Source organism: Streptomyces sp. NPDC057743 (assembly GCF_042798755.1).
Lineage (GTDB): Bacteria > Actinomycetota > Actinomycetes > Streptomycetales > Streptomycetaceae > Streptomyces.
In genome coordinates, this window is the sequence record NZ_JBHVJX010000054.1 from 14,492 (window position 1) to 38,914 (window position 24,423).

The 24,423-nt window shown below is 70.8% G+C and carries 22 protein-coding genes and 2 pseudogenes; 14 read left to right on the forward strand and 10 right to left on the reverse strand.

Translation table 11 applies throughout. From position 1 onward, the window contains the following. Nucleotides 1-159: 159 nt before the first annotated feature. The gene (locus tag ACFVFQ_RS35490; protein ID WP_383424258.1) at nt 160-1,005 is read right to left on the reverse strand and encodes a transposase family protein; all 846 of its coding nucleotides are present in this window, start codon (nt 1,003-1,005) and stop codon (nt 160-162) included. 187 nt (nt 1,006-1,192) lie between these two features. Here ACFVFQ_RS35490 and ACFVFQ_RS35495 point away from each other — a divergent pair, with 187 nt between their 5' ends. Together ACFVFQ_RS35495 and ACFVFQ_RS35500 are read left to right on the forward strand one after the other, a co-directional pair. Beyond that, nucleotides 1,193-2,755: an ISL3 family transposase gene (locus tag ACFVFQ_RS35495; protein WP_383424304.1), complete on the forward strand. Its 1,563-nt coding sequence runs from the start codon at nt 1,193-1,195 to the stop codon at nt 2,753-2,755. 56 nt (nt 2,756-2,811) lie between these two features. After that, nucleotides 2,812-3,409 (forward strand): annotated as a pseudogene (locus ACFVFQ_RS35500) (IS30 family transposase); the annotation flags it as partial. Between the two features lie 203 nt (nt 3,410-3,612). Here ACFVFQ_RS35500 and ACFVFQ_RS35505 read toward each other — a convergent pair. From ACFVFQ_RS35505 to gcl, 4 genes and pseudogenes are all read right to left on the reverse strand, one after another. Beyond that, a pseudogene (locus ACFVFQ_RS35505) lies at nt 3,613-4,150 on the reverse strand (winged helix-turn-helix domain-containing protein). A 355-nt stretch (nt 4,151-4,505) separates the two neighbouring features. After that, nucleotides 4,506-4,862 (reverse strand): chaplin family protein, encoded by a 357-nt coding sequence (locus tag ACFVFQ_RS35510; protein WP_383424306.1) that lies wholly within the window; start codon nt 4,860-4,862, stop codon nt 4,506-4,508. A 341-nt stretch (nt 4,863-5,203) separates the two neighbouring features. Next, nucleotides 5,204-5,509, reverse strand: coding sequence for a hypothetical protein (locus tag ACFVFQ_RS35515; RefSeq protein WP_383424260.1), 306 nt, complete (start codon nt 5,507-5,509; stop codon nt 5,204-5,206). A gap of 169 nt (nt 5,510-5,678) precedes the next feature. After that, nucleotides 5,679-7,460 carry a glyoxylate carboligase gene (gcl, locus tag ACFVFQ_RS35520; protein WP_383424262.1) on the reverse strand — a complete coding sequence of 594 codons (1,782 nt, stop codon included), beginning with the start codon at nt 7,458-7,460 and terminating at the stop codon, nt 5,679-5,681. A gap of 270 nt (nt 7,461-7,730) precedes the next feature. Between gcl and ACFVFQ_RS35525 the strand changes: the two genes are divergently transcribed. The 5 genes from ACFVFQ_RS35525 to ACFVFQ_RS35545 all read left to right on the forward strand — a co-directional run bounded on the left by ACFVFQ_RS35525 (nt 7,731) and on the right by ACFVFQ_RS35545 (nt 12,626). Then, on the forward strand, nt 7,731-8,876 hold the full coding sequence (locus ACFVFQ_RS35525) for an ATP-binding protein (protein ID WP_383424264.1): 1,146 nt from the start codon (nt 7,731-7,733) through the stop codon (nt 8,874-8,876). Further along, entirely contained in the window at nt 8,873-9,571 is a 699-nt protein-coding gene (locus ACFVFQ_RS35530) for a response regulator transcription factor (protein ID WP_383424266.1), read from the forward strand. Before ACFVFQ_RS35525 ends, ACFVFQ_RS35530 begins: the two co-directional genes overlap by 4 nt. A 214-nt stretch (nt 9,572-9,785) precedes the next feature. Then, the gene (gene wecB / locus ACFVFQ_RS35535; protein ID WP_383424268.1) at nt 9,786-10,919 is read left to right on the forward strand and encodes a non-hydrolyzing UDP-N-acetylglucosamine 2-epimerase; all 1,134 of its coding nucleotides are present in this window, start codon (nt 9,786-9,788) and stop codon (nt 10,917-10,919) included. 41 nt (nt 10,920-10,960) lie between these two features. Further along, nucleotides 10,961-12,289 (forward strand): glycosyltransferase family 2 protein, encoded by a 1,329-nt coding sequence (locus ACFVFQ_RS35540; protein ID WP_383424270.1) that lies wholly within the window; start codon nt 10,961-10,963, stop codon nt 12,287-12,289. A 154-nt stretch (nt 12,290-12,443) separates the two neighbouring features. After that, nucleotides 12,444-12,626, forward strand: a complete 183-nt coding sequence (locus ACFVFQ_RS35545; RefSeq protein ID WP_383424272.1) for a hypothetical protein — start codon at nt 12,444-12,446, stop codon at nt 12,624-12,626. Between the two features lie 71 nt (nt 12,627-12,697). On the opposite strand, the gene ACFVFQ_RS35550 is transcribed toward ACFVFQ_RS35545, so the two are convergent. Further along, complete coding sequence (locus ACFVFQ_RS35550; RefSeq protein ID WP_383424274.1) at nt 12,698-13,921, reverse strand: acyl-CoA dehydrogenase family protein; 1,224 nt, start codon at nt 13,919-13,921, stop codon at nt 12,698-12,700. A gap of 177 nt (nt 13,922-14,098) precedes the next feature. Here ACFVFQ_RS35550 and ACFVFQ_RS35555 point away from each other — a divergent pair, with 177 nt between their 5' ends. After that, nucleotides 14,099-14,779 carry a TetR family transcriptional regulator gene (locus ACFVFQ_RS35555; RefSeq protein WP_383424276.1) on the forward strand — a complete coding sequence of 227 codons (681 nt, stop codon included), beginning with the start codon at nt 14,099-14,101 and terminating at the stop codon, nt 14,777-14,779. A 15-nt stretch (nt 14,780-14,794) separates the two neighbouring features. Here ACFVFQ_RS35555 and def read toward each other — a convergent pair whose 3' ends face one another. Then, on the reverse strand, nt 14,795-15,364 hold the full coding sequence (gene def, locus ACFVFQ_RS35560) for a peptide deformylase (protein ID WP_383424278.1): 570 nt from the start codon (nt 15,362-15,364) through the stop codon (nt 14,795-14,797). 187 nt (nt 15,365-15,551) lie between these two features. Here def and ACFVFQ_RS35565 point away from each other — a divergent pair, with 187 nt between their 5' ends. From ACFVFQ_RS35565 to ACFVFQ_RS35585, 5 genes are all read left to right on the forward strand, one after another. Next, nucleotides 15,552-16,790: a MurT ligase domain-containing protein gene (locus ACFVFQ_RS35565; RefSeq protein ID WP_383424281.1), complete on the forward strand. Its 1,239-nt coding sequence runs from the start codon at nt 15,552-15,554 to the stop codon at nt 16,788-16,790. 38 nt (nt 16,791-16,828) lie between these two features. After that, on the forward strand, nt 16,829-17,557 hold the full coding sequence (locus ACFVFQ_RS35570) for a type 1 glutamine amidotransferase (protein ID WP_383424283.1): 729 nt from the start codon (nt 16,829-16,831) through the stop codon (nt 17,555-17,557). Between the two features lie 183 nt (nt 17,558-17,740). Further along, nucleotides 17,741-18,766 (forward strand): 6-phosphofructokinase, encoded by a 1,026-nt coding sequence (locus ACFVFQ_RS35575; RefSeq protein WP_383424285.1) that lies wholly within the window; start codon nt 17,741-17,743, stop codon nt 18,764-18,766. Nucleotides 18,767-18,908: 142 nt separating this feature from the next. Continuing rightward, on the forward strand, nt 18,909-19,868 hold the full coding sequence (locus ACFVFQ_RS35580) for a cytochrome c oxidase assembly protein (protein WP_383424289.1): 960 nt from the start codon (nt 18,909-18,911) through the stop codon (nt 19,866-19,868). 148 nt (nt 19,869-20,016) lie between these two features. Then, on the forward strand, nt 20,017-20,175 hold the full coding sequence (locus ACFVFQ_RS35585) for a hypothetical protein (RefSeq protein ID WP_383424291.1): 159 nt from the start codon (nt 20,017-20,019) through the stop codon (nt 20,173-20,175). 29 nt (nt 20,176-20,204) lie between these two features. On the opposite strand, the gene ACFVFQ_RS35590 is transcribed toward ACFVFQ_RS35585, so the two are convergent. Beyond that, nucleotides 20,205-20,621, reverse strand: a complete 417-nt coding sequence (locus tag ACFVFQ_RS35590; RefSeq protein ID WP_383424293.1) for an SSI family serine proteinase inhibitor — start codon at nt 20,619-20,621, stop codon at nt 20,205-20,207. A gap of 280 nt (nt 20,622-20,901) precedes the next feature. On the opposite strand from ACFVFQ_RS35590, the gene ACFVFQ_RS35595 reads away from it, so the two are divergent. After that, nucleotides 20,902-21,630, forward strand: a complete 729-nt coding sequence (locus tag ACFVFQ_RS35595; protein WP_383424296.1) for a lysophospholipid acyltransferase family protein — start codon at nt 20,902-20,904, stop codon at nt 21,628-21,630. A gap of 87 nt (nt 21,631-21,717) precedes the next feature. On the opposite strand, the gene ACFVFQ_RS35600 is transcribed toward ACFVFQ_RS35595, so the two are convergent. Both ACFVFQ_RS35600 and ACFVFQ_RS35605 read right to left on the reverse strand, forming a co-directional pair. After that, complete coding sequence (locus tag ACFVFQ_RS35600; protein ID WP_383424298.1) at nt 21,718-23,367, reverse strand: alpha/beta hydrolase; 1,650 nt, start codon at nt 23,365-23,367, stop codon at nt 21,718-21,720. A 221-nt stretch (nt 23,368-23,588) separates the two neighbouring features. Next, nucleotides 23,589-23,951, reverse strand: coding sequence for a transposase (locus ACFVFQ_RS35605; RefSeq protein ID WP_383424308.1), 363 nt, complete (start codon nt 23,949-23,951; stop codon nt 23,589-23,591). Nucleotides 23,952-24,423 lie beyond the last annotated feature (472 nt).

Here is a 24,423-nt window from a genome sequence, read left to right on the forward strand (position 1 = left end):
CATTGATGCAACCGCTCCCGGAAGCGGGCACACACCGCCGCCTGCGGGCCGAAGGCTCTCTTCACCTCGGCTGAAGTCCGCGCCGTCCGGGGCCAACACCCCGGTCATGGACACGAAAATCGAACCTGATCGAAGTTCGGCCGTCGCCGAGAACGGCTCCTACCTGCGTTTTCCCGCGGACCAGTCCTGCGCCGGACGGCCGTGCGTACTGGCGCTGCGGGGCCGCCGGTTCGTCTTCGCCACCCCGGAGTGCCCGCGCCGCACGTTCGTCGAGCAGGTGCCGGGACTGACCAGACGGCACGGCCAGAGCACCGAGCGTCTGCGCTCGACGATGAGCAGGATCGGGCTGGCACTGGCCGGACGGGCCGGTTCCCGACTTGCCCCGCATCTGGGCATCCTGACCAGCCGCAACACGCTGCTGCGACGGGTGATAGACCTGCCCGACCCGCCCGTGACCGAACCGAGGGCGGTCGGGGTGGACGACTTCGCACTGCGCCTGGGAAAGGCGAACTCGCCGACGCCGAGCACACTCAGTTCGGGTACCTCCGGAAGCTCCATGGAACGGAGCATCCGGAGCAGGGTGGGACCGTTCACCGGGGCCGACTGCCGCTCGGCGAGACGTTTGCCGGCCTGTCCACCGAGTGCCAACGCGATCTGCTGCAGCAGGTGTTGGAGCGTCATGGTTCGTCGGCCGTACGGGAAGGTGAGGTGCTGGACCTGCTCGGCGAAGGTCCTCTTCCCGCACCTAGCGTGGTCGCAGAAGAAGCGCCGGACCTCAAGGTCGATCGCGGTCTCCTGCCCGGCGACTGCGGTGTCGGCGAGTCTGCGGCCGTAGCGGCTGTGCGCGCGTGTTGGCACCGTGCCGCAGCCCGGACAGCGGGCCTTCGGTGCGCTGCATAAGGTAGAGATCCGTACGGACCTGCTGATCCGGACGACACCGTTGACCGCGACCTGCGACAGGTGCGGGAAGAGAACTTTCAGCAGCTCAGCGGCACGATCCCCCACCAGGAAGAGCTACCAAGATCATCCGCTTCACGGAAAGCGCCGAAGAGCCGTAGTGCTCCCCGCTGGCGGCCAAGCGTTCTCCGCGCTGGCGGCCGATTACGGGGGCTCTGATCAACATTTCGGGGTGACCCAGCGTGACCGCACGTCAGATCGTTGAGCAGGTGTGCTACGTGATCACATACTCGATGTGCTGCTGCCGCACCTCGCGGCCGTCGCGATAGAGGAAATCCAAGTCGTCGGTGCGGGCGTACGGATCTCAGCCTCGGTCGCCGCCGACGCCGCCCGGTGCCCGGACTGCGGGGGCAACTCGCACCGCGTCCACGATCGTTACCGTCGTCGCCTTGCCGACACGCCGGCTGGCGGGCGGTCGGTGACGATATGCCTGACGGTTCGCCGGTTCCGGTGCGAGGTACCGTCCTGCGCACGCCGGACCTTCGCTGAGCAGGTCGAGGGTCTGACCTTCCGGTACGGCCGGCGAAGCCAGCTCCAGCAGACGATGCTGGTGGCGATCGGTCGCCTCCTGGCCGGACGTGCCGGTGCCCGACTCGCTGGCATGCTGCACTGCACGGTCAGCCCGAACACCCTGCTCCACCGCATCCGAGCTCTGCCGGCCGAGCCGCCGGAGAAGAGTCCCCGCATTCTGGGCGTGGACGACTTCGCCCTCAAACGCGGCCACGTCTACGCCACCGTCCTGACCGACATCGAGACCGGCCGCGTCGTCGACGTACTCCCCGACCGCACCGCGGAGACCTTCACCGCCTGGCTCCATCAGCACCCCGGCACCGAGATCGTCTGCCGTGACCGGGCCAGCGCCTACGCCGAAGCCGTCCGCACCGGGGCACCTGACGCAGTCCAGATCGCAGACCGCTTTCATTTGTGGCTGAACCTGTGCAAGACGGTCGAGAAGTGCGTCGTCGCCCACCGCAGTTGCCTCACCTCGCCTGAGGGCGAGGAGCAGGAGGAGGTCGTGGAGCCGCCACCCGGCGAGTCACCCCTGGTCGAGGGCAAGCGAGCGGCGAACGCCCGGCGTCACTTCGCGGCGGTGCACGAGATGTACGACAAGGGCGTCGCGATCCAGGTGATCGCCGAGGCACTGCGGATGGACCGCAAGACGGTCCGCAAGTACGCTCACGCGGCCACTGCCGAAGAGCTCCTGTCCCCGCCGCCGCAACGCCGCTCGAAGCCGCAGCCCTGGGCCGAGTACCTCAACATGCGCTGGCGTGAGGGCTGTACCGACAGCGGCCGGCTGTTCCGCGAGATCCAGCAGCGCGGCTACCGCGGCAGCAGCCGCAGCGTGAGGCGCTGGCTCGAACCCCTGCGCACGGCGGAGTCACCGACGCCCAAGAGGTCCGAGGCGCCCACCGTCCGGCAAGTCACCGGCTGGCTCACCCGCCACCCCGGCAACCTCACCTCCAGCCAGCAGCTCCGCCTCAAGCGCGTCGTGACGAACTGCCCCGAACTTGCCGATCTCCGCCGGCACATACAGGGCTTCGCCGAGATGATGAAGAACCTTCACGGCCACTTACTAACGCGCTGGATCAAGGCTGCTGAAGGCAGTGAGCTGCCGCCCCTGTGCGGCTTCGCTCGCAACCTCCGCAAAGACCTCGACGCCGTCACCGCCGGACTCACCCTGCCCTACTCCAGCGGCATGGTCGAAGGACACGTGAACCGGATCAAATACCTCAAACGCCAAGGATATGGGCGTGCCAACTTCGACCTTCTCCGACACCGCATCCTGCTCACACCGTGAGCCGATCACGCTGGGTCATCCCGAAATGTTGATCAGAGCCGCTTACGGAGGCCGCCGTCAGCGTTTCATGGCCGGTTGGATCCCGGTGGTTCCGTCACGCCGGCGGCATGCCGCCCATCAGCCTGGACGAGCCCACCGGCCGCTACCTGGCGTTCGTCGAACGCGAGGAGAGCGCGCCGCTGCGCGCCCAGGAGTTCGTTGTGCGCGAGATTGCCCGCAGGATCGGCCGCGAAGCGCGAGAAGACTGCGAAGCTCGCAGGCAACGACAAATTGCGTGAGTACGTGCAGGATCGGCTCGCCGGCAGTGTCCGTCGCCCTGGCGGCACGATCGCCATCAGCCCCAAGATGCCCGTGTGGAAGGGGCTGAACAAGCTGCATCGGCAGGACAGACGATGGGCGACGGCCTAGAGCCCGGAGCAGATCTCACACCGTCTCCATGCCGACTTCCCCGATGATGAGTCCATGCGCATCAGCCACGAGGTCATCTACGAGGCGCTGTTCATCGAAGGCTGTGGCGCGCTCAAGCGGGAGCTGGTCACGTGTCTGTGTACCGGCCGGGCGCGGCGGTATCCCCGTGCACCGTTGCAGAACAAGCAGCAGGGGCATGTCACCGCGGACGTCCCCGCCGACTACACAGCGCGTGCGGATACCGGAGCCCGATCGACTACGAACGAGACCATCAGGCCGGCACCCTCATGGAATTGGCCGCTTCAAAAATCTCCACGGCGCGAGGGGAATGACAACCTCAACTTCCCCTGGTATCACGGACTCCACGCTACGAGGGGAGGGACAGCGTCCCCCGACGCGGATGACGGGTGTGTGGCCACGGCGCGACCAGGTTCGGACGGTTGGCGGCGTCATCGAGAAGCCAGCCTCGTCCTCGAAGACGAACCAGGCATCGAGCGCCGCCACGGTCCCTCCACGTCGGGCCAGGTCTCCTTCACCCAGCCGGCCACCGCCACCTCGTCCCGCTCCACCGCCCGGCGGGCCGGCACCTGGCCTCCAACCATGCCGGTTCAGCAACGCAGCCACACCTTGGACGGTGTAGCTCTTGTGGAAGCGACGCCCGATCAACGTTTTGATCCGCGACAACGTCCAGGTCTGGTCCGGCCAGCCGTGCGTCACCGGGCCCTTGAGCAACTCACGCTCCAGCGTGGTGAACAGCTCGTCGCTCAACAACGGCAGCGACGCGGGCCCCTTCGAGGCCAGAGCTTTTGCCCCACCCTGCGACCATGCCTTGCGCCAGCGTTGCACCGAACGGACGCTGACCCGCAGGTCATGGGCAATGAGCACGTTCTCGTCCCCGTGTTCAAATCGCTCGGCCGCCTCCAACCGCAATCTCTCCCGGAAGGCCCGCCGCTCGTCGGTCAGTCCACCACCCTGCGCGTATCTCATACAGGCGGCATACCGCGGGGATCACAAGACGACAGCCCATACGACACCACCCTTTGAAGGTCAGTACTTCCACGGACCCCACGTCCGCCACACCGTCACCGAGAACCAATAGCGTTTCGGATCAAATAACGAACCACCGGTACAACACACTCCTGCGCTGAATCCGAGCACGGGGCGAACGCTCCATCGCCGAACTCAAACAACGATGGCGCACCTTCCAACACATCACCCTCAGCCCGAACCGGATCGGAACCATCACCCAGGCAACCCTTGCCCTCAACAACGCCTGGCGATCATGAACGCTGAGAAGACCTTACTCAGCATTGCGCACACCACACGAAGCGGACCAGAGCCACTACTGCTCGATAAAGCTACTCCACGCATTAAGGGCCCCATAGCTCACATAGACGGGCACATTACTCTTATTACTCTCGGGGAGGAGATTGAGGTCGGGGAAGTCAGCTCCACCGCAGTGGTTGAGCGGCAATGCAGCGGGAATCTTAGCCAGAAGGCCGGACACAGTCCCGCTACCGTGTATGGCCCCTCCGCTTGCATGCGCACCAGCATGGCGGTTGACGCAACCATTGCCAAACGATGGGGAGCCAACAACTACGATTCCGCCCGCAGAGGCGGGGGCTGCCGTCGTGAACCCCGCCCCGACCGCCACACTGCTAGTTAGCCCAAGCAACGCAAAGCTTCTGCATTTGGTCATGCTCGACTTAACGACGAACGTCACCCCGAGTGTCGGCAAAGGGCTCGCTTGAGGGATAACTCGCACCTTCGTTTGAATGTGTGGTTTCGACTTGAATGGCTGCAGCGGAGCGCGGTCGGGTTAAGCCGCTCGTAGCGTTTCCGTAGGGCGCCGGATCGGATGGCTTGGGAGGTTCCTCCCGCAACAGAGTCGCGTTCCTGGCTTGCATGGTTCCAGAAGTCGAAGTGTCGGCCGTGGACGTCCCTGTCGTCACCCTCCTGTTTGGGGCCTTTTGCCATGTTGTTGCTCGGAGTTGATCTACGCAACTCCACCCATACCGCCATCGCCGTGGCCCCCGAAACTCAACAACAACTGTCGTCGGTGGCGATCCGAGCGAGCCTGCCGGAGTACTGGCGTCCGCTACGCTGGGCCCGCCAGTAGCCACAACGCAGTTGGGTGGTAAAGAACACCAATGGATTGGCCGGCATCTGGTCCGGTAACTGCTCGCCCGCAGTGAGCGCATCATCGATGTCCCCGCCACCGCCACCAGCCGAGTCCGTGAGCTCTCGCGTGGTGGCGGCCGCAAGAACGACCGGATCGACGCGGCCGCCGCAGCGACCGTGGCCCACTTGCACGGCGACGGCCGAGAGGCGGAGGCCGAAGACCACTGCACCGCCTTGGCGTTGCTCGACGAGCGGCGGGTGAACCTCAGCTGATATGTGAGGGCTCTGTCTTTCACCACGTTCACGCACTCAGGGGACAGATCGTCTTGGGCGCGGCCGGTCACGCCGCGCCCGGCACCTCGTCCGGATCGGGTCCGGAAGCCGAGGGCGGCGGTCAGACCTTGAGCGGCTTGATCGCGGTGGGGGCGTGGCCGGGCTCGGTCGCGAGCTCCTCCCACTCGTTGACCTTGTCGATCTCCGCGGCGGCCATCGAGATGTTGGTGATCCGCTCCAGGATCGCCTCCACGACGACCGGGACGCGGTGCTCGGCGGCCAGCTTCTTGGCCTCCTCGAAGGCGGCGCCCAGCTCGCTGGGGTCGGTGACCCGGATCGCCTTGCAGCCCAGGCCCTCGGCGACCTTGACGTGGTCCACGCCGTAGACGCCCAGCTCCGGCGCGTTGATGTTCTCGAACTCCAGGTTGACCTGGAAGTCGATGTCGAAGTTACGCTGCGCCTGGCGGATCAGCCCCAAGTAGGCGTTGTTCACCAGGACATGGACGTAGGGGATCTTGTGCTGGGCGCCGACCGCCAGCTCCTCGATCATGAACTGGAAGTCGTAGTCGCCGGAGAGCGCGACGACCGGGGTTTCCGGGTCGGCCTTGGCGACGCCCAGCGCGGCCGGGATGGTCCAGCCCAGCGGGCCGGCCTGGCCGCAGTTGATCCAGTGGCGCGGCTTGTAGACGTGCAGCATCTGCGCGCCGGCGATCTGGGAGAGGCCGATGGTGGTGACGTAGCGGGTCTCCGGGCCGAACGCCTTGTTCATCTCCTCGTAGACGCGCTGCGGCTTCATCGGGATGTCGTCGAAGTGCGTGCGGCGCTGGAGTTGGGCCTTGCGCTCCTGGGTGGAGGCGGCCCAGTCGCCGCGGTCGGGCAGCTTGCCGGCGGCCTTGAGTTCCTTGGCGACCTCGACGAACAGCTCCAGGGCGGCCTTGGCGTCGGAGGCGATGCCGTAGTCCGGGGCGAAGATCTTGCCGATCTGGGTCGGCTCGATGTCGACGTGGACGAACTTCCGGCCCTTGGTGTAGAGGTCCAGCTTGCCGGTGTGACGGTTGGCCCAGCGGTTGCCGATGCCGAGGACGAAGTCGGACTCCAGGAAGTTGGCGTTGCCGTAGCGGTGCGAGGTCTGGAGGCCGACCATGCCGGCGTTCAGCTCGTGGTCGTCGGGGACGATGCCCCAGCCCATCAGGGTCGGGATGACCGGGGTGCCGGTCAGCTCGGCGAACTCGACCAGCAGGTCCGCCGCGTCGGCGTTGATGATGCCGCCGCCGGCGACGATCAGCGGGCGCTCGGACTCGTTGAGGAGGGTGATCGCCTTCTCGATCTGGGCGCGGGTCGCGGCCGGCTTGAAGGCGGGCAGCGGCTCGTAGGTCTCCGGGTCGAAGTCGATCTCGGTGAGCTGGACGTCGATCGGCAGGTCGATCAGGACCGGGCCGGGCCGGCCGGAGCGCATCAGGTGGAACGCCTGCTGGAAGACGCCGGGGACCTGGGCGGCCTCCATGACGGTGGTGGCGGCCTTGGCGACCGGCTTGGCGATCGAGGCGATGTCGACGGCCTGGAAGTCCTCCTTCTGGATCACCGCGGTGGGGGCCTGGCCGGTGATGCAGAGGATCGGGATCGAGTCGCCGATGGCGGAGTAGAGGCCGGTGATCATGTCGGTGCCGGCCGGGCCCGAAGTGCCGATGCAGACGCCGATGTTGCCCGGGTGGGTCCGGGTGTAGCCCTCGGCCATGTGCGAGGCGCCCTCGACGTGACGCGCCAACGTGTGGTCGACCCCGCCGGCGGCCTTGAGCGCCGCGTAGAAGGGGTTGATGGCCGCACCCGGCACTCCGAAGGCGTTGGTCACGCCCTCGCGCTTGAGGATCTCCACCGCAGCGCGGGCGGCTGTCATTCGAGGCATCGAGTACTCCTGCGTCGACCTGTCACGGGCATGTCCGACCGAAGAGGTCGGCTTACTGCTTCAATTCCGCATCATGGAATTAATGTTTTGCTTTATGGAAGGAAAGTAGAGCGAGACCTTCGAACCCGTCAAGAGGTGCGGTGCGCCGCGGCAGCGGACGGCGGGCAGGGGGCGGGCCGCACGCCGGGGGGGCGTCGGCGTACGCGGCACGGGTGGTCGCCAGACCCGTGGTCCGCGAGCGCGGCCCGTTGCGCACGTACCGTGAGCGGGGTGAACCATGCGCGCGACCGACTACAGGCCGTTCTGGAGGCACTGCCACGGGCGGCGATCGTGCAGAGCGGCGACGCGCACGTGGTCGCCGTCAACCGCCGCTTCATCGAGCTGTTCGGGCTCGACGGGGTGGACCACTCCCCCGGCGCGCCCCTGTGGCCGGTCGTCGAGGAGGTGGCCGGTCGGTTCGCGGTGCGACCGGACCCGGACGGTGCGCGCAGCACCGCGCTGGCGGCCCGCCGGGTGCACCGCGTCGCCGAATTCCCGCTCTCCGATGGCCGGATCATCCGGCGCGAGACGGCGCCGCTGTACGACGCGGACGGGCGGCCCTTCGGGTCGCTGTGGACCGCCGAGGACGTCACCGAGGCCAAGCGCCGCGAACACGCCCTGCACCGGGACAACGCCTCACTGGCCGAACTCGCCCGCCGGCGCAACGAGTTCCTCGCCACCGCCTCGCACAATCTGCGGACCCCGCTGACCTCCGTGCTCAGCTTCTGCGATCTGCTCGCCGACCCGGCGTCCGGCCCGCTCGGCCCGGAGCAGCGGGAGTTCCTCGCCGCGATCCGCCGCAACGCCGAGCGGATGGCGTCGGTGATCACCGAGTTGATGGAGACCGCGGTGCTGCGCGAGCCGCGCCGCCGGCTGGAGTTCGGCACGGTGGACGTGGCCACGATGGTCGAGCACGCCGTGCTGGACCGGATGCCGACGCTGTCGGCGGCCGGGGTGTTCACCGTGCTGCGCTGTCGGCCCGGGCCCCCGCTGCATGGCGATGCGCACCGGCTGGCGCAGGTGCTGGACAACCTCCTGGAGAACGCGGCCAAGTTCACCCCGCCCGACGGCCGGGTCGAGGTCGACGCCGAGGCGGACGACGACGCCTGGCGCATCGCGGTGGCCGACACCGGGATCGGCGTGCCGGAGCAGTACCGGGAGGAGATCTTCTCCGGGTTCGTTCGGGCCCCCAACGCCGAGCACGGCGGCTATCCGGGCACCGGCCTCGGCCTGGCCTTCAGCCGGGACGTGGTACGCCGGCACGGCGGCGAACTCACCGTCGCGGGCGACCCGGGCCAGGGGGCGGTCTTCACCGTCCGGCTGCCGTTCGACAGGCCCGGGCCGGACGGGGGCGCGGACGGGACGGGCCCGCGGTGACCCGGATCCTGGTCGTCGAGGACGACCCCGACGTGGCGACCGCGCTGCGCACGCTGCTCACCCGGGCCGGCTACGAGGTGCTCGCCGCCGAGGACGGCCGGGCGGGGCTGCGCCGGCTGTTCGCGGACGACCCCGACCTGATGGTGCTGGACGTCGGGCTGCCCGGGCTGGACGGCTGGCAGGTGCTGGAGCGCACCCGCGACATGACCGACCTGCCGGTCCTGCTGCTCACCGCGCGCGGAGCCGAGAGCGACCGGGTGCGCGGGCTGCGGGCCGGGGCCGACGACTACCTGCCCAAGCCGTTCGGCAACGACGAGTTGCTGGCCCGTATCGAGGCGCTGCTGCGGCGGGCCGCGCCCGCGCGCTGGGCCGGGTCGGCGCAGGACGAGGCGCTGCGGCTGGTGCCCGAGCGCCGCTCGGCGATCTGGCGGGGCGAGGAGGTGCGGCTCAGCGACATCGAGTACCGGCTGCTCCAGGTGCTGGTCCGCAACCGCGGCCGGGTGGTCACCACCGACCAGCTGCTCGACCAGGTCTGGGACGATCCGCAGGGCATCGGCCGGGACCGGGTGAAGTTCGCGGTGCTGCGGGTGCGGCGCAAGCTCCAGCAGGCGGCGGGCAGCCTGGAGAGCGACCCGATCGAGGCGGTGCGCGGGCTGGGCTACCGGTACCGGGCGGACGGGGACGGCTGCCCCTGAGCGACGGGGCCGAAGACGGGCCGGTGGGCCGGGGCGCGGGGCGACGCAGGTCCCGTGCAAGGCGGGACCAAGGTCCCGCCTCCCACCGGGTCGCAGGTCCCCTCTTGGGGCGGGAGCGGGATAGCAACCCTCGGGCAACCGAACGCCAGCCGTCGCGGCAACGGACGGCGGCGACCTTGGTGGACCTCCCCGCCGGTCCTCCCCTGGAGTCGCCATGTCCGCCCTGCCGCCCCGTAGCGTCGCCGTCGTCCTCGGCACCCGTCCCGAGTTGGTCAAGCTCACCGAGCTGATCCGACTGCTGGGGCCCGCCGCCCATGTCGTGCACACCGGACAGCACTACGACGAGGAGCTCTCCGGCCGCTTCCTGGCCGAGTTCGGGATACCGGAGCCGACGTATCTGACCGGGGTCGGCGGGCAGCCCCGCGCGGTGCAGATCTCGGCCGCGCTGGCCCAGCTCGACGCGGTGTTCCAGGACGGGCCGGCCCGGGCCGTGGTCGTCCAGGGCGACACCAACGCCGCCCTCGCCGGGGCGCTCGCCGCCAACGCCCGCGCCCTCCCGCTGGTCCACGTCGAGGCCGGGCTGCGCAGCCACGACCGCAACATGCCCGAGGAGCACAACCGGGTGCTGATCGACCGGGTCGCCGACGTGCTGTGCGCGGCGACGCCCGAGAACCGCGCCAACCTGCTCGCCGAGGGCATCCCGGCCGACCGCATCGACGTCACCGGCAACACCGTGGTTGAGGCGGTGCACCGCCAACTCCCGCCCGAGCGGGAGCGGTTGGCGCACCTTGCGGGGCTGGGCCTGACCCCGGACGGCTATCTGCTGGCCACCGTCCACCGGCCCGAGAACACCGACGACCCGGCCGCGCTGCGGGCCGTCCTGGGCGAACTGGCCGCGCTGGCCGACGAGGTGCCGGTGGTACTGCCGCTGCATCCGCGCACGCGGGCGCGCGCCGAGGCCGCCGGCCTGGCCGGGCTGCTCGCCCCGCTGCGGGTGATGCGCCCGCTCGGCTACCGGGACTTCCTGGCGCTGGCCCGGCACGCGGCGCTGCTGGTCTCCGATTCCGGGGGCGTCCAGGAGGAGGTCACGGTCCTGGGCCGGCCGCTGGTCGTGGTGCGCAACTCCACCGAACGCCCGGAGGCGATGGCCGACTTCGCCACCTTGGTCGCCCCGGGCCCGGAGCTCGGCCGGGCCGCTCGGGAGCGGCTGGCCCTGGGCGCGGCCGGCCGGGCCCAACTCGCCGCGCTGCCCAGCCCGTTCGGCGACGGCCTGGCCTCCCGGCGGATCGCCGAGCTGCTCGCCGACCTGGTGACCGCCCGCACCGCGCCGTACGCCGCGGCCGCCTGACCGCACCCGACCCGACCGCGCCGCCCCACCGGAGGACCCTCGTGTTCGACAGCCTGCTGATCTTCCTGTTCCCCTTCGCCCTGCTGGCCTGCTTCCTGCTCTACTGGGCCGGGGCCCGCCACTCCTACCGCACCCGCCCGCGCACCGAGCCCGGCGACCCGACCGCGCTGGACTGGCACTTCTTCGTCCCCTGCCGGGACGAGGAGGCGGTGGTCGGCGCCACCGTCCGCCAGCTGCGCGGCGACTTCCCGGCCGCCCATGTGTGGGTGATCGACGACGACAGCGACGACCGGACCGGCCGCATCGTCGCCGCGCTCGCCGAGGAGGACCGCCGGGTCCACCTCGTCCGCCGGGTGCGCCCCGACGCCCGTACCGGCAAGGGCGACGCGCTGAACGCCGCCTACGACCAGCTCGGCGAGTTCCTGCCGGAGGGCACCGACCGCTCCCGGGTCGTGGTGTGCGTGGTCGACGCCGACGGGCGGCTGGATCGCGGCGCGCTGGCCGCGGCGGCGGGCCCGACCGGCTTCGGCGACCCCGAGGTCGGCGGCGTGCAGGTGGGCGTGCGGATGCGCAACGTCGACGACGAGCGCCCGCTGCCCGACCGCGGCCGGTTCCTCAACTCCCTGGCCCGGCTGCTGGTTCGCGTCCAGGACATGGAGTTCGCGGTGTCCAACGCGGGGATGCAGCTGCTGCGGATGCGCACCGGTTCGGTGGGGCTGGGCGGCAACGGCCAGTTCACCCGGCTGTCCGCGCTGGACCGGATAGCCGCCACCGAGCGCCGCCCCTGGAAGCGCGGCGCGCTGCTGGAGGACTACGAGTTGGGCCTGCACATGATCCTGGCCGGCTTCAAGGTCGCCCACCTCCCCGACGCCTGGGTCTCCCAGGAGGGCCTGCCGCACCTGCGCCGGCTGCTGACCCAGCGCACCCGCTGGGCGCAGGGCAACCTCCAGTGCGTCCGCTACGCCCCGCGCATCGTCTCCTCCCGCCACTACGGCGGCCGGGGCGTGCTGGAGACCCTCTACACCTTCTGCCAGCCGGTGGCGCACCTGGTGACGCTGGGGCTGACCGCGGCGCTGCTGGTGCTCGGCGGCTTCGGTTCGCTGGTGCTGTGGCCGCTGGCGGCGATCCTGGCCGCGCTGGCCATCGGCCCGTTCCTGCTGTGGGGTCCGGTGTACCGTCGCGACCACGCGCCGGAGGCGTCCCGGTTGACGGCGGTGCTGTGGGGCGTGGCGTTGTGGCTGTACGCGTATCACCTGTTCGTGGTGTCGGCCCGTGGTTTTGTGCGGATGCTGCGCGGTCGCAACGGGTGGGCGAAGACCCGGCGCAACGCGGAGCCGGTGACCCACGGCCCGGTGGCCCGGGAGTCGTGACCGCCCCTCAGGATCCGCGTCTCACCATGCGAACGTGTAACTGATCACATAGCCGGCGGTGCATGCGCCGGGCGTGGTTGGGTAGTCGGGCGCCGGCGGCGCGCCCGCGCCCGACTGTCGCCGCCTGCCCGATCGATTTTCAGGAGAGTCACCCATGCCCGCCCCCGTCCCAGCCCCCGCGCCCGCCCCGGCGAGCGGTTCACCGATCTACGAGAGCCTGGTCTCGAAACACGGCGACGTGGTCGCCGAGAGCCGTCGCGCCGCACAGGAAACCCAGCGGGAGGCCGACCGGTTGCTCCACTTCGCCCCGCGGGACGGCCGGGACGGCAAGAGCTGACGCGGCGCCGGAGGGCGGCCCGGGCCCCGCGCCCCGGCCGCCCTCGGGCATCCCGCCCGTCACTGCTGCCGCTAGCGGATCGGCATCCCCGACAGCGTCCGGGCGATGACCAGCCGCTGGATCTCGCTGGTGCCCTCGAAGATCGTGTAGATGGCGGCGTCCCGGTGCATCCGCTCGACCGGGTACTCCCGGGTGAAGCCGTTGCCGCCGAGGATCTGGATCGCCTGGGCGGTGACCTTCTTGGCGGTCTCGCTGGCGAACAGCTTGGACATCGAGCCCTCGGCGTGCTCGAACTTCTTGCCCGTGGTGGCCATCCAGGAGGCGCGCCAGACCAGGAGGCGGGCGGCGTCGATCTGGGTGCGCATATCGGCCAGTTGGAAGGCCACGCCCTGGTTGTCGATGATCGGGCGGCCGAACTGCTCGCGGGTCTTGGCGTACTCCAGCGCCTCCTCGTAGGCGGCGCGGGCGGTGCCGACGGCCATCGCGCCGACGGCCGGGCGGGACGCCTCGAAGGTGGCCATCGCGGCGTTCTTCACCCTCTCCCCACCCTTGGCCCGCTCGCGGGCGCGGGCCAGCCGCTCGTCCAGCTTCTCCTTGCCGCCGAGCAGGCAGTGCCCGGGGACCCGGACGTCCTCCAGCACCACCTCGGCGGTGTGCGAGGCCCGGATGCCGTGCTTCTTGAACTTCTGCCCCTGGGAGAGGCCGGGGGTGTGGGGCGGGACGATGAACGAGGCGTGGCCCTTGGAGCCCAACTCCGGGTCGACGACGGCCACTACGACGTGGACGCCCGCGATGCCGCCGTTGGTGGCCCAGGTCTTGGTGCCGTTGAGCACCCACTCGTCCTTGGCCTCGTCGTAGACGGCGCGGGTGCGCATCGAGGCGACGTCGGAGCCGGCGTCCGGCTCGGAGGAGCAGAAGGCCGCGACCTTGACGTCGTCGGCGTCGCCGTACATCTGCGGGACCCAGGTGCCGATCTGCTCCTCGGTGCCGTTGGCCAGTACGCCGACGGCGGCCAGGCCGGTGCCCACGATGGAGAGCGCGATGCCGGCGTCGCCCCAGAAGAGCTCCTCCATGGTCATCGGGATGCCGAGGCCGGTGGGGTCGAAGAACTGCTGGGCGTAGAAGTCGAGCGAGTACAGGCCGATCTTGGCGGCCTCCTGGATCACCGGCCAAGGGGTCTCCTCGCGCTCGTCCCACTCGGCGGCCGCGGGGCGGATCACGTCGGCGGCGAAGCCGTGGATCCAGTCACGGACTTCCTTCTGCTCGTCGTTGAGCTCCATGGTGAACTCGGCCATGTCCCCTCCAGTGGTGCGTACGGCCAGCCGTTACTTCCGGTAACCGGAGTCTGTTACCAGCCAGTAATGGATGTCAACTCCTCCTGGGAGCCGAATTGGCCGCGGAGTTCGGGCGTCGAGGAGTCCGGGTGTTACGTTGCGCGAGCGCCACGGATGACAAGGGTGGGGAGCACGACCATGGAGAGCATCGACAGCGCCGGACAGACCGGCACCGAGCAGGCCGCAGCGGACGGCGACCGCCAGCAGGCGACCGAGCGCAGACGACGGGAGCTGCTGGAGGCCGCCGAGCGGATCGTGCTGCGCGACGGCCCGGGAGCGTCGATGAACGCCATCGCCGCCGAGGCCGGGATCACCAAGCCGATCCTCTACCGGCACTTCGGCGACAAGGGCGGCCTCTACCGCGCCCTCGCCGTCCGGCACACCGACGCCCTGCTGGCCAACCTCCGGGCCGCGCTGGACGGCGGGGCGCTGCGCCGGGAGCGCGTCGAGGCCACCCTCGACGCCTACCTCGTCGCCATCGAGACCCGGCCGCAGGTCTACCGCTTCCTGATGCACCCCGCGGACGAGGACGTCCCCTCGGAGTCCGGTTTCGACGTGGGCCGGCACTCCGCTCCCCTGCTGCGCCGGCTCGGCGAGGAGCTGGCCAAGGTCATCGCCGAACGGCTCGACCTGGGGCCGGACGGCGCGGAGCGGGCCCGGGTGTGGGGGCACGGGATCGTCGGCATGATGCACGCGGCCGGCGACTGGTGGCTGCGCGAACGCCCCTGCTCCCGCGAGCAGTTGGTGCGCCACCTCACCGATCTGCTGTGGGGCCAACTGGCCACCGCGCAGAACCTCGCCGACGGCCCCGGCTTCTGAACCGGGCGCTCGGCGTCAGACCGGCTCCGCCGCCCGCTCGTCGACCGCCGCCGCCCACGGGGCGCGGGCGAGCGCGCGCAGCGTCCTACGGCGGCGGAGGCCGGTGAGGTGGTCGACGTAGAGGCCGCCGCCGAGGTGGTCGCACTCGTGCTGGAGGCAGCGGGCGAAGAAGCCGGTGCCGGTCACCGTCACCGGCCGGCCCGTGACGTCGAAGCCGGTCACCACGGCGTGGTCGTGGCGCGGGGTGCCGGCCTCGATGCCGGGCAGCGACAGACAGCCCTCGGGTCCGCGCACCACCGGCCCGTCCGCCTCCACCAACTCCGGGTTGACCAGGTGCCCGAGGTGCCGGCGCTCCTCGTCGTCGGGGCAGTCGTAGACGAACACCCGCAGCGGGACGCCGATCTGGTTGGCGGCCAGGCCCACACCGTTCTCGGCGTACATCGTCGCGAACATGTCCTCGATCAGCGCGGCCAGTTCGCCGTCGAAGGCGGTGACGTCCGCGCACGGCCGGTCGAGGACCGGATCGCCGTAGAGGCGCAGGGGGCGGGGAGTGCCGGAACTGCCGGGGATGGTGCGGTGGCGCATGGGCCCAGCGTACGTGTCGGGCATTCCGGATGGGGTCACGCAGGTGGCGGAATTCGGGCCGGCCGCCGGATCTCGATAGGCTGCTCCTCGACCGAAGCCTCCGGCCGGTCGGCGGCCGTGGAGGAGGCGCGTTCTCCCGGCAGCCCTCAGGGCAGGGGTGCGCCGGATGCAAGGAGGATCTAGGACCATGGCAGGCAACACGGAGCCGCTGTCGCCGCGGGCCAAGCTGGCCGTGACGGCCGGCAAGGCCGCGGCAGCGGTGTCGCGCGCGGCGGGCCGCGGCAGCGGATCGGTGATCGGCGGCCGGGTGGCACTCAAGCTCGACCCCGACCTGCTGGCCTCACTGGCCAAGCACCTGGACGTGGTCCTGGTGTCCGCCACCAACGGCAAGACGACCACGACCCGGCTGATCGCCGAGGCGCTGCGGGCCAGCGGACCGGTGGTCTCCAACGCGCTGGGCGCCAACATGCCCGCGGGCATCACCTCGGCGCTGGCGGGCGGCTCGGACGCCAAGTTCGGCGTCATCGAGGTGGACGAGAAGTACCTGGCGACGGTGGCCCGGGACGTGACGCCGAAGGCCATAGCGCTGCTGAACCTCTCGCGGGACCAGCTCGACCGGGCCGCCGAGACCCGGATGCTGGCCGAGCGGTGGCGCGAGGGGCTGTCCGGCTCCAAGGCCCTGATCATCGCCAACGCCGACGACCCGCTGATCGTCTGGGCGGCCTCGGCGTCCGCGAACGTGGTGTGGGTCGCCGCCGGGCAGGAGTGGAAGGACGACGCGTGGTCCTGCCCCTCGTGCGGCGGGGTCATGCAGCGGCCGGGCGACGACTGGTTCTGCGCCGAGTGCGGCTTCCGCCGCCCGACGCCGAGTTGGGCGCTCTCCGGCGACCACGTCCTGGACCCGCACGGCAGCGCCTGGCCGATCAAGCTCCAGCTCCCGGGCCGCGCCAACAAGGCCAACGCCACCACCTCCGCCGCGGTCGCGGCCGCCTTCGGCGTACCGCCGCAGGTCGCCCTGGAGCGGATGTTCGCGGTGCAGGCGGTGGCCGGACGCTATGACGTGGTCACCTTCGAAGAGCGGGAGCTGCGGCTGCTGTTGGCGAAGAACCCGGCCGGCTGGCTGGAGACGTTCTCGCTCATCGACGGCCCGCCGACCCCGGTGATCATGTCGGTGAACGCGCGCGGCGCGGACGGCACCGACACCTCCTGGCTGTGGGACGTGGACTACACCCGGCTGGCCGGGCACCCGATCTTCGTGCTGGGCGACCGCAGGCTGGACCTGGCGGTGCGGCTGGAGGTCGCCGGGCTCGACTTCGAGGTGTGCGAGTCCCTCGACGACGCGGTGCGGATGGCCCCGCCCGGCCGCATCGAGGTCATCGCCAACTACACGGCGTTCCAGGACCTGCGCCGCCGCGTGGGCAACTGAGTGCGGTCCACCGACAGTACGGACAAGGACGAGCGAGCATGAGTGACAACAGCCTGCGCGTGGTGTGGATCTATCCGGACCTGCTGAGCACCTACGGCGACCAGGGCAACGTCCTGGTGGTGGAGCGGCGGGCGCGCCAGCGCGGCCTGGACGTCCAGCGCCTGGACGTCCGCTCCGACCAGCAGATCCCCACCTCCGGGGACATCTACCTGATCGGCGGCGGCGAGGACCGGCCGCAGCGGCTGGCGGCCGAGCGGCTGATCAGGGACGGCGGTCTGGACCGCGCGGTCTCCAACGGCGCGATCGTGTTCTCGGTCTGCGCCGGTTACCAGATCCTGGGCCACGAGTTCATCAACGACCTCGGCGAGCGCCAGCAGGGCCTGGGGCTGCTGGACGTGGTCAGCACCCGCGGTGAGGGCGAGCGGTGCGTCGGCGACGTACTGGCCGACATCGACCCGCAGTTGGGGCTGCCGCCGCTGACCGGCTTCGAGAACCACCAGGGCGTGACGCACCTGGGCCAGAGCGCCCGGCCGTTCGCCAAGGTCCGGTTCGGCAACGGCAACGGCGTCGGCGACGGCTACGAGGGCGCGTGGAACGACACCGTCTTCGGGACGTACATGCACGGCCCCGTCATGGCCCGCAACCCGCACATCGCGGACCTGCTGATCAAGCTGGCGCTGGACGTCAACGGGCTGCCGCCGGCCGACGACCGGTGGTACGAGGCGCTGCGCCAGGAGCGGATCGCGGCGGCGACCGAGAACGCCTGACCCCTCGCGACGCGACGGCCGGATCTGGACCCGCGGGTCCGGATCCGGCCGTCGCGCATGCGCCGGTGTCCGCACTGCGGGCGCCCGTGTGCCGGGGCCCCGCGCGCTTGTAGGCTGAGCGGGATTCCAACCGGACGACGGGGTCCGGGCGTCCGGTTGAGTTGCGATGGGTTGCTGCGAACAATGCGTATGGGTGTCCTGACGTCCGGGGGCGACTGCCCCGGCCTGAACGCCGTCATCCGGTCCGTCGTCCACCGAGCCACCGCCGACCACGGCGACGAGGTGATCGGCTTCAAGGACGGCTGGAAGGGCCTGTTGGAGTGCGATTACCGCAAGCTGGACCTGGACGCCGTGGGCGGCATCCTGGCCCGCGGCGGCACCATCCTCGGCTCGTCCCGGGTGCAGCCCGCGCACCTGCGGGACGGCGTGGAGCGGGCCCGCGGCCACGTCGCCGAGCTGGGTCTGGACGCGATCATCCCGATCGGTGGCGAGGGCACGCTGAAGGCGGCGCGGCTGCTGTCGGACGCCGGGCTGCCGATCGTCGGGGTGCCCAAGACCATCGACAACGACATCGCCGTCACCGACGTCACCTTCGGCTTCGACACCGCGGTGGGGGTGGCCACCGACGCACTGGACCGCCTCAAGACCACCGCCGAGTCCCACCAGCGCGTGATGATCGTCGAGGTGATGGGGCGGCACACCGGGTGGATCGCGCTGCACTCGGGGATGGCGGCCGGCGCGCACGCGATCGTGGTGCCGGAGCGGCCGTTCGACATCGAGGAGTTGACCGCGCGGGTCGCCGAACGGTTCGACGCGGGCAAGAAGTTCGCGATCGTGGTGGCCGCCGAGGGCGCCAAGCCGCGCGAGGGCACCATGGTCTTCGACGAGGGCGGTACCGACGTCTACGGGCACGAGCGGTTCGCCGGCGTCGCCCGGCAGCTCTCGGTGGAGTTGGAGCGCCGGCTCGGCAAGGAGGCCCGCCCGGTCATCCTCGGCCACGTCCAGCGCGGCGGTACGCCCACCGCGTACGACCGGGTGCTGGCCACCCGCTTCGGCTGGCACGCCGTCGAGGCCGCGCACCGCGGGGAGTTCGGGATGATGACCGCGCTGCGCGGCACCGACATCACGCTGGTGCCGCTCGCGGAGGCGGTGGCCAGCCTGAAGACGGTGCCCGCCGAGCGCTACGACGAGGCCGAGTGCGTGCTGTGATCCGCCCGTAGCCGCTTAGGGTCCGTCCGGTGGGTCAGACCCCAGGAGACGCACGCCCGTAGAGGCGCCCCCGGCCGCCGCGTTGGCCCAGGGCGCCTCTACGCTTGTCGCCGGAGCATTGGTACGAATCAGGAGCGAGCGGATGCATCACAGCGGGCACGGCATGGACGGCATGAACATGGACCTGCCGCCGTTCACGCTCGGGCGGGGCCTCGCGTTCGGCGGTGATGCGTTCTTCCTCGTCGGCTGCCTGTTGGCGCTGGCGGTGTACGGCTGGGCGGTCTTCCGGCTACGGCGGCGCGGGGACGCCTGGCCGGCGGGCCGGGTCGTCGCCTGGGTGCTGGGCGTGCTGACGGTGGCCGTGGCGATGTGCACCAAGCTCAACGACTACGGCATGGCGATGTTCAGCGTGCACATGGTCCAGCACATGATCGTCAGCATGCTCTCGCCGATCCTGCTGCTGCTCGGGGCGCCGGTGACGCTGGCGCTGCGCGCGCTGCCGGCCGCCGGCCGGGGCCGCAAGGGGCCGCGCGAGCTGCTGGTGGCGCTGCTGCACAGCCGCTACATGCGGGTCATCACGCACCCGGCGTTCACCATCCCGATGTTCATCGCCAGCCTCTACGCGCTGTATTTCTCGCCGCTGTTCGACTTCCTGATGCAGTCCCGGGCCGGGCACATCGCGATGATGGTGCACTTCCTGGCGGTGGGCCTGGTCTTCTTCTGGCCGATCATGGGCGTGGACCCGGGCCCGCACCGCCCCGGGCACATCATGCGGATCCTGGAGCTGTTCGCCGGCATGCCGTTCCACGCGTTCTTCGGCATCGCGCTGATGATGGCGTCCGAGCCGATGGTGGACACCTTCCTCAACCCGCCGGCCTCGTTGGGCATCGACGCGCTGGGCGACCAGCAGGCGGCCGGCGGCATCGCCTGGGCGTTCAGCGAGATCCCCTCGGTGCTGGTGCTGATCGCGCTGGTCTACCAGTGGTACAAGTCCGAGGAGCGGGTCTCGCAGCGCGCGGACCGGGCCGCGGAGCGCAACGGCGACAAGGACCTCGCGGACTACAACGCCTACCTGGCGTCGCTCAACGCACGGGGACAGTAGGCGATCGCCCCCCTCCCGACCGGCCGGAACCGGCCATCGGCGCGCGGGGGTGATCTGGCGGCACGGGCCGCGGCCGGGGACGATGGTCCCGTGGCCGCGGCCCGCGGCGTTTTCGCCCGCCGGCCGCCGTGGTGAGGAGGTTGCGGGTATGCCCGGATCTGCCAGGACGATGGCGGTGTGCACGGTGTGCGGGCTGGTGCTGGCGACCGCGTACACCGTGACGTTCGGCGGCAACGGTCTGATCTGGTTCCTGTGGGTGGTGCTGGCGCTGGTCACGGTCGGGGTGGTGACGGCGCGGCGGGTGTGACCCACGGACGGAGCCCGAGGGGCCGGCGCTCAGAAGCGGAAGACCGACCCGGTGGCCGCGTCCATCGTGCAGGCGTTGCCGAACTCCCGACGCCAGTCGACCGGGGTGCCGTGCCAGGTGCCGGACGCGGCGACGGTGACCGGGTCGTACTCCCGGGTGCAGCCGTGCGGCTCGCCACGCAGGGCGTTCAAATCGCCGTGCGCGCCGGCAAGTTCGTCGCAGGCGGCGGCGCCGTGCGGATGGGCGCCGCGGGTGTCCGGGCAGGTCAGTCGCACGCCGTGGACCCAGGTGTCGCCGGCGCCGGAGACGGTCAGGAACAGGCCGTCGGACAGGTCCGGGACGGTGGCGCCGCGGGCCGTCGCCGCGCCGAGCGCGGTGCACAGTGCCACGGCCACGCCCGCCGCCACGGCGGTACGGGAGGTTCGGCGTCGGCGGCTCACGGACATCGGGATCTCCTGGAACGCTCGGGGCAGTGGCACCGGGCCCCCGGTGACGGCGGGCGGCGCCGGCGGCCCCAGGGCACCCCGCCGCGCTCCGGCGCACAAGCGGCCACGCCGTGCGGTCGCCCGTACGGCTCGCGCCCGCGCCGGCCCCGCGGTTCCGGCGGCGGACGGGGCGGTTCCCGACGGCCGATTCCGCGCCTACACTGACGGCCCAGGTCGCCCCCGTGACCTGGCACGATCCGGCCGCGCCGACGGTGGCGGGGGACGGGTGAAGGGGGCCGCCGTGCTCTACCAGCTGCTGAAGTACGTGCTGTTGGGCCCGCTGTTGCGGCTGATCTTCCGGCCGCGGGTGGAGGGGCTGGAGTGGGTGCCCGAGGAGGGCCCGGCGATCATCGCGGGCAACCACCTGTCGTTCGCGGACCACTTCGTGATGCCGGCGGTGGTGCCGCGCCGGGTGACGTTCCTGGCGAAGGCCGAATACTTCACCGGCCCCGGGCTCAAGGGGCGGCTGACCGCGGCGTTCTTCCGCGGGGTCGGGCAGATCCCGGTGGACCGCTCCGGCGGCCGGGCCTCGGCGGCGGCGCTGGCCTCGGGGCTGGCGGTGCTGCGCAAGGGGCGACTGCTGGGGATCTATCCGGAGGGCACCCGCTCGCACGACGGGCGGCTCTACAAGGGGCGCACGGGGGTGGCCGCGCTGGCCCTCAAGGCGGGGGGGCCGGTGGTGCCGTGCGCGGTGATCGGGACGTTCGAGGCACAGCCGACCGGGCGGCGGCTGCCGCGGGCGATGCGGGTCACGGTCCGCTTCGGACCGCCGCTGACGTTCACGCGGTACGCGGGACTGGTCGACGAGCGCACCGCGCTGCGCGCCGTCACCGACGAGATCATGTACGCCATCCTCACGCTCTCCGGCCAGGAGTACGTGGACGTGTACGCCACGGACGCGAAGGCCGCGGCACAGGCGGCAGCACGGGCGGAGCCGCGCGTTCCCGGCCGCCGGGGGCAGGCCGGCTGACGCACGCGGCCCGGCTCTGACCGCCCGCCTCGCACCAGCCGAGGGGCGGCCGGGACACGAGGTCCCGACCGCCCCTCGGAAGCGGGCTCAGCCGGCGGCCTTGGCCGTCTGCTTCACCGGGACGGGCGTGGCGTGCGGGCCGCAGGTGACGTCCTTCGGGTCCGTGGTGCCCTTCAGGAAGTACGCGTCGACCCGGTCGTTGATGCAGGGGTTGACCAGGCCGGTGACGCCGTGCGAACCGGCGTCCCGCTCGGTGATCATGCGGGAGCCCGCGAACCGCTTGTGCAGCTCCACGGCGCCGCCGTACGGGGTCGCCGCGTCACGGGTGCTCTGCACGATGAGGACCGGCGGCAGGCCCTTGCCGGTCCCGACCTCGACCGGGGTCTGCTGCTTGACCGGCCAGGTGGCGCACGGCAGGTTCATCCAGGCGTTGGACCAGGTCATGAACGGCGCCTGCCGGTTGACGCGGGTGTTGTCGCGGTTCCACTTCGCCCAGCTGGTGGGCCACTTGACGTCGGTGCACTCGACGGCGGTGTAGACCGCGTTGCTGTTCTCGGCCTTGATGTTGCCGGCCTTGTCGTCGGGGTGCGATCCGGCGTTGTCGATCAGCGGCTTGGCGTCGCCCGCGACGTACGCGCTCCACACCTGGGCGACCTGGGCCCACGAGCTGTCGTAGTACGGCGCGTTCTGGAAGAAGGCGGTGAGTTCGGCCGGGCCGACCACGCCACCGATGGGGTGCTTCTTGGCGCTCGCGCGCAGCTTCTCCCAGGCCGCCTGGACCTTCTCGGGGGTGTTCCCGATGTGGTAGGCGGCGTCGTTCTTGGCCACCCACTTCTTCCAGTCGCCCCAGCGGCCCTCGAAGGCGACGTCCTGGTCGAGGTTGGCCTGGTACCAGACCTTCTCCCGCGACGGGTTGACGACGCTGTCGACCAGCATCCGGCGGACGTGGTCCGGGAAGAGCGTGGCGTAGACGGCACCCAGGTAGGTGCCGTAGGAGACGCCGAGGTAGTTGAGCTTCTTCTCACCGAGCGCGGCGCGGATCACGTCCATGTCGCGGGCGGTGTTCGGCGTCGTCATCTGCGACAGCATCGCCCGGCCGGTGCGGGCCAGGCACCCCTGGGCGTACGCGCGCGCCAGCTTGCGCTGGGCGCGCTTGTCCGCCTCGCTGCCCGGCACCGGGTCGGCCTTGGGCGCCTTGACGAACTCCTGCGGGTCCTGGCAGGAGATCGGCGCGGAGTGCCCCACGCCCCGGGGGTCGAAGCCCACGAAGTCGTACGCCTGGGCGGTCTTGACCCACAGCGGGCTCTTGGTGGTCGTACGGGCCGGGAAGCGCAGGCCCGAACCGCCGGGACCGCCGGGGTTGTAGAGCAGCGCGCCCTGCCGCTGCTTCGGGCCGCCGGTGGCGACGGCCCGGTCCACGGCGATCTTGATGGTCGGGCCGTTGGGCTTGGCGTAGTCGACCGGGACGGTGACATAGCCGCACTGGATCGGCGCCTTCAGGCCCCAATCGGCCGGGCACGCCTGCCACTTGATGCCGGCCTTGGCGGCCCGGGCGGCGGCGAGCGCGACGCCGCGGGCCTCGACGGTGCCGGTGGTCTTGCCGGCGGTCAGGTTGTCGCCGCTCTGCTGCTCGCCGGCCCGCTGGTCGCCGGCGACGGCGGGCGTGGCTATCGCACCGGCGAGAAGCGCGCCGGCCACCAGGCTGCCGGCGGCGCCGAGCGCTACTGTTCGTCTCACGTGGTTGATCCCCCTGCGTAGGCCGCCTTTGGCGGCGATGATCACCGAGTTACCGGGGGATCATCCTGGCGTGTACGGGGTGGGTTTGAACAGATTGCGCCATAACTTCTTTATCAATCCGTAGGGTTGTTGGATGGCTTCCCACGTTGTCGGCTAACGCCGGGCTGTTCCCACGTTGTTGGCTGCCCGATGCTCGTATTGAACCGGAACGGTCTGGTTGCCTACTGGATCGTGTAGCGGATGTGGCGGGCGTGGAAGTAGGCGCGGGCGATGGCCGGTTGGTGCTGGCGATGGTGGAGGAAGCGGCGGGTTTCGCGGGCGGGGGCGTCGGCTGACTGGGCACGTGCGGCGTGGACGTGGCGCTTGATGTCCGCGTTCAGGATCTCGTCGGGGTTCAGGTCCGGGCTGCAGCTGGGCATCAGGTGCAGCTCGATACGCTCGGCATCTTCCTTGAGCCGGGCACGGACGGCCTTGTTGCGGTGGGCCGGGTGTTGGTCGGCGATCATGTGGACTTGCGGCCGGCTTGGCGGGCGAGCCGGTCCAGGAACGCGGTGAACACCTTCGAGGTGAACTTCTGGGTGAATACGGTGAAGTACAGGTGCCGCGGGAGGCGATCGCGGACATGAGGTTCACCCTGAACCGGCGCCCGGACACCCGCACGATCGGGGTCCCCCCGTCGGTGCCCAGAAGCGTCCGGGCGAGGCGGTGTCGGAGCGCAGCCCGCACTGATCGGCCCAGGCCACCTGCGCGTTCTGTGCCTTCGCCCGCGCGGCGATCGCCGGATACACCTCCTCCAGCCAGGCATCGACGTTCACCTGGTCCAGGCGATAGGGCGGCGGTCGGGCGCTGCGGGCAGAAGCCGTACCGGCGCAGCCATCTGCCCACTCCTTGCTCGGTCATCGTGTGCCCGGTGACCATCCGATGAGCTCGGCGACCGTGGCGCGGGTCCAGGGCCAATTCATAGTCCTGGAGGGCCAGTAAACCCGCAGGTCACAGCATCATGACGGTCTCTCGCAACGCCCGTCCTACACGCAACGAAGCTCCGACGATCAAGGG

What these genes read in the sequence shown, in the direction of transcription:
- ACFVFQ_RS35510 (WP_383424306.1), bottom strand. Translation starts at nt 4,862, where the DNA reads ATGACCAAATGCAGAAGCTTTGCGTTGCTTGGGCTAACTAGCAGTGTG.
- gcl (WP_383424262.1), bottom strand. Translation starts at nt 7,460, where the DNA reads ATGCCTCGAATGACAGCCGCCCGCGCTGCGGTGGAGATCCTCAAGCGC.
- wecB (WP_383424268.1), top strand. Translation starts at nt 9,786, where the DNA reads ATGTCCGCCCTGCCGCCCCGTAGCGTCGCCGTCGTCCTCGGCACCCGT.
- ACFVFQ_RS35545 (WP_383424272.1), top strand. Translation starts at nt 12,444, where the DNA reads ATGCCCGCCCCCGTCCCAGCCCCCGCGCCCGCCCCGGCGAGCGGTTCA.
- ACFVFQ_RS35550 (WP_383424274.1), bottom strand. Translation starts at nt 13,921, where the DNA reads ATGGCCGAGTTCACCATGGAGCTCAACGACGAGCAGAAGGAAGTCCGT.
- ACFVFQ_RS35555 (WP_383424276.1), top strand. Translation starts at nt 14,099, where the DNA reads ATGGAGAGCATCGACAGCGCCGGACAGACCGGCACCGAGCAGGCCGCA.
- def (WP_383424278.1), bottom strand. Translation starts at nt 15,364, where the DNA reads ATGCGCCACCGCACCATCCCCGGCAGTTCCGGCACTCCCCGCCCCCTG.
- ACFVFQ_RS35565 (WP_383424281.1), top strand. Translation starts at nt 15,552, where the DNA reads ATGGCAGGCAACACGGAGCCGCTGTCGCCGCGGGCCAAGCTGGCCGTG.
- ACFVFQ_RS35570 (WP_383424283.1), top strand. Translation starts at nt 16,829, where the DNA reads ATGAGTGACAACAGCCTGCGCGTGGTGTGGATCTATCCGGACCTGCTG.
- ACFVFQ_RS35575 (WP_383424285.1), top strand. Translation starts at nt 17,741, where the DNA reads ATGCGTATGGGTGTCCTGACGTCCGGGGGCGACTGCCCCGGCCTGAAC.
- ACFVFQ_RS35580 (WP_383424289.1), top strand. Translation starts at nt 18,909, where the DNA reads ATGCATCACAGCGGGCACGGCATGGACGGCATGAACATGGACCTGCCG.
- ACFVFQ_RS35585 (WP_383424291.1), top strand. Translation starts at nt 20,017, where the DNA reads ATGCCCGGATCTGCCAGGACGATGGCGGTGTGCACGGTGTGCGGGCTG.
- ACFVFQ_RS35590 (WP_383424293.1), bottom strand. Translation starts at nt 20,621, where the DNA reads ATGTCCGTGAGCCGCCGACGCCGAACCTCCCGTACCGCCGTGGCGGCG.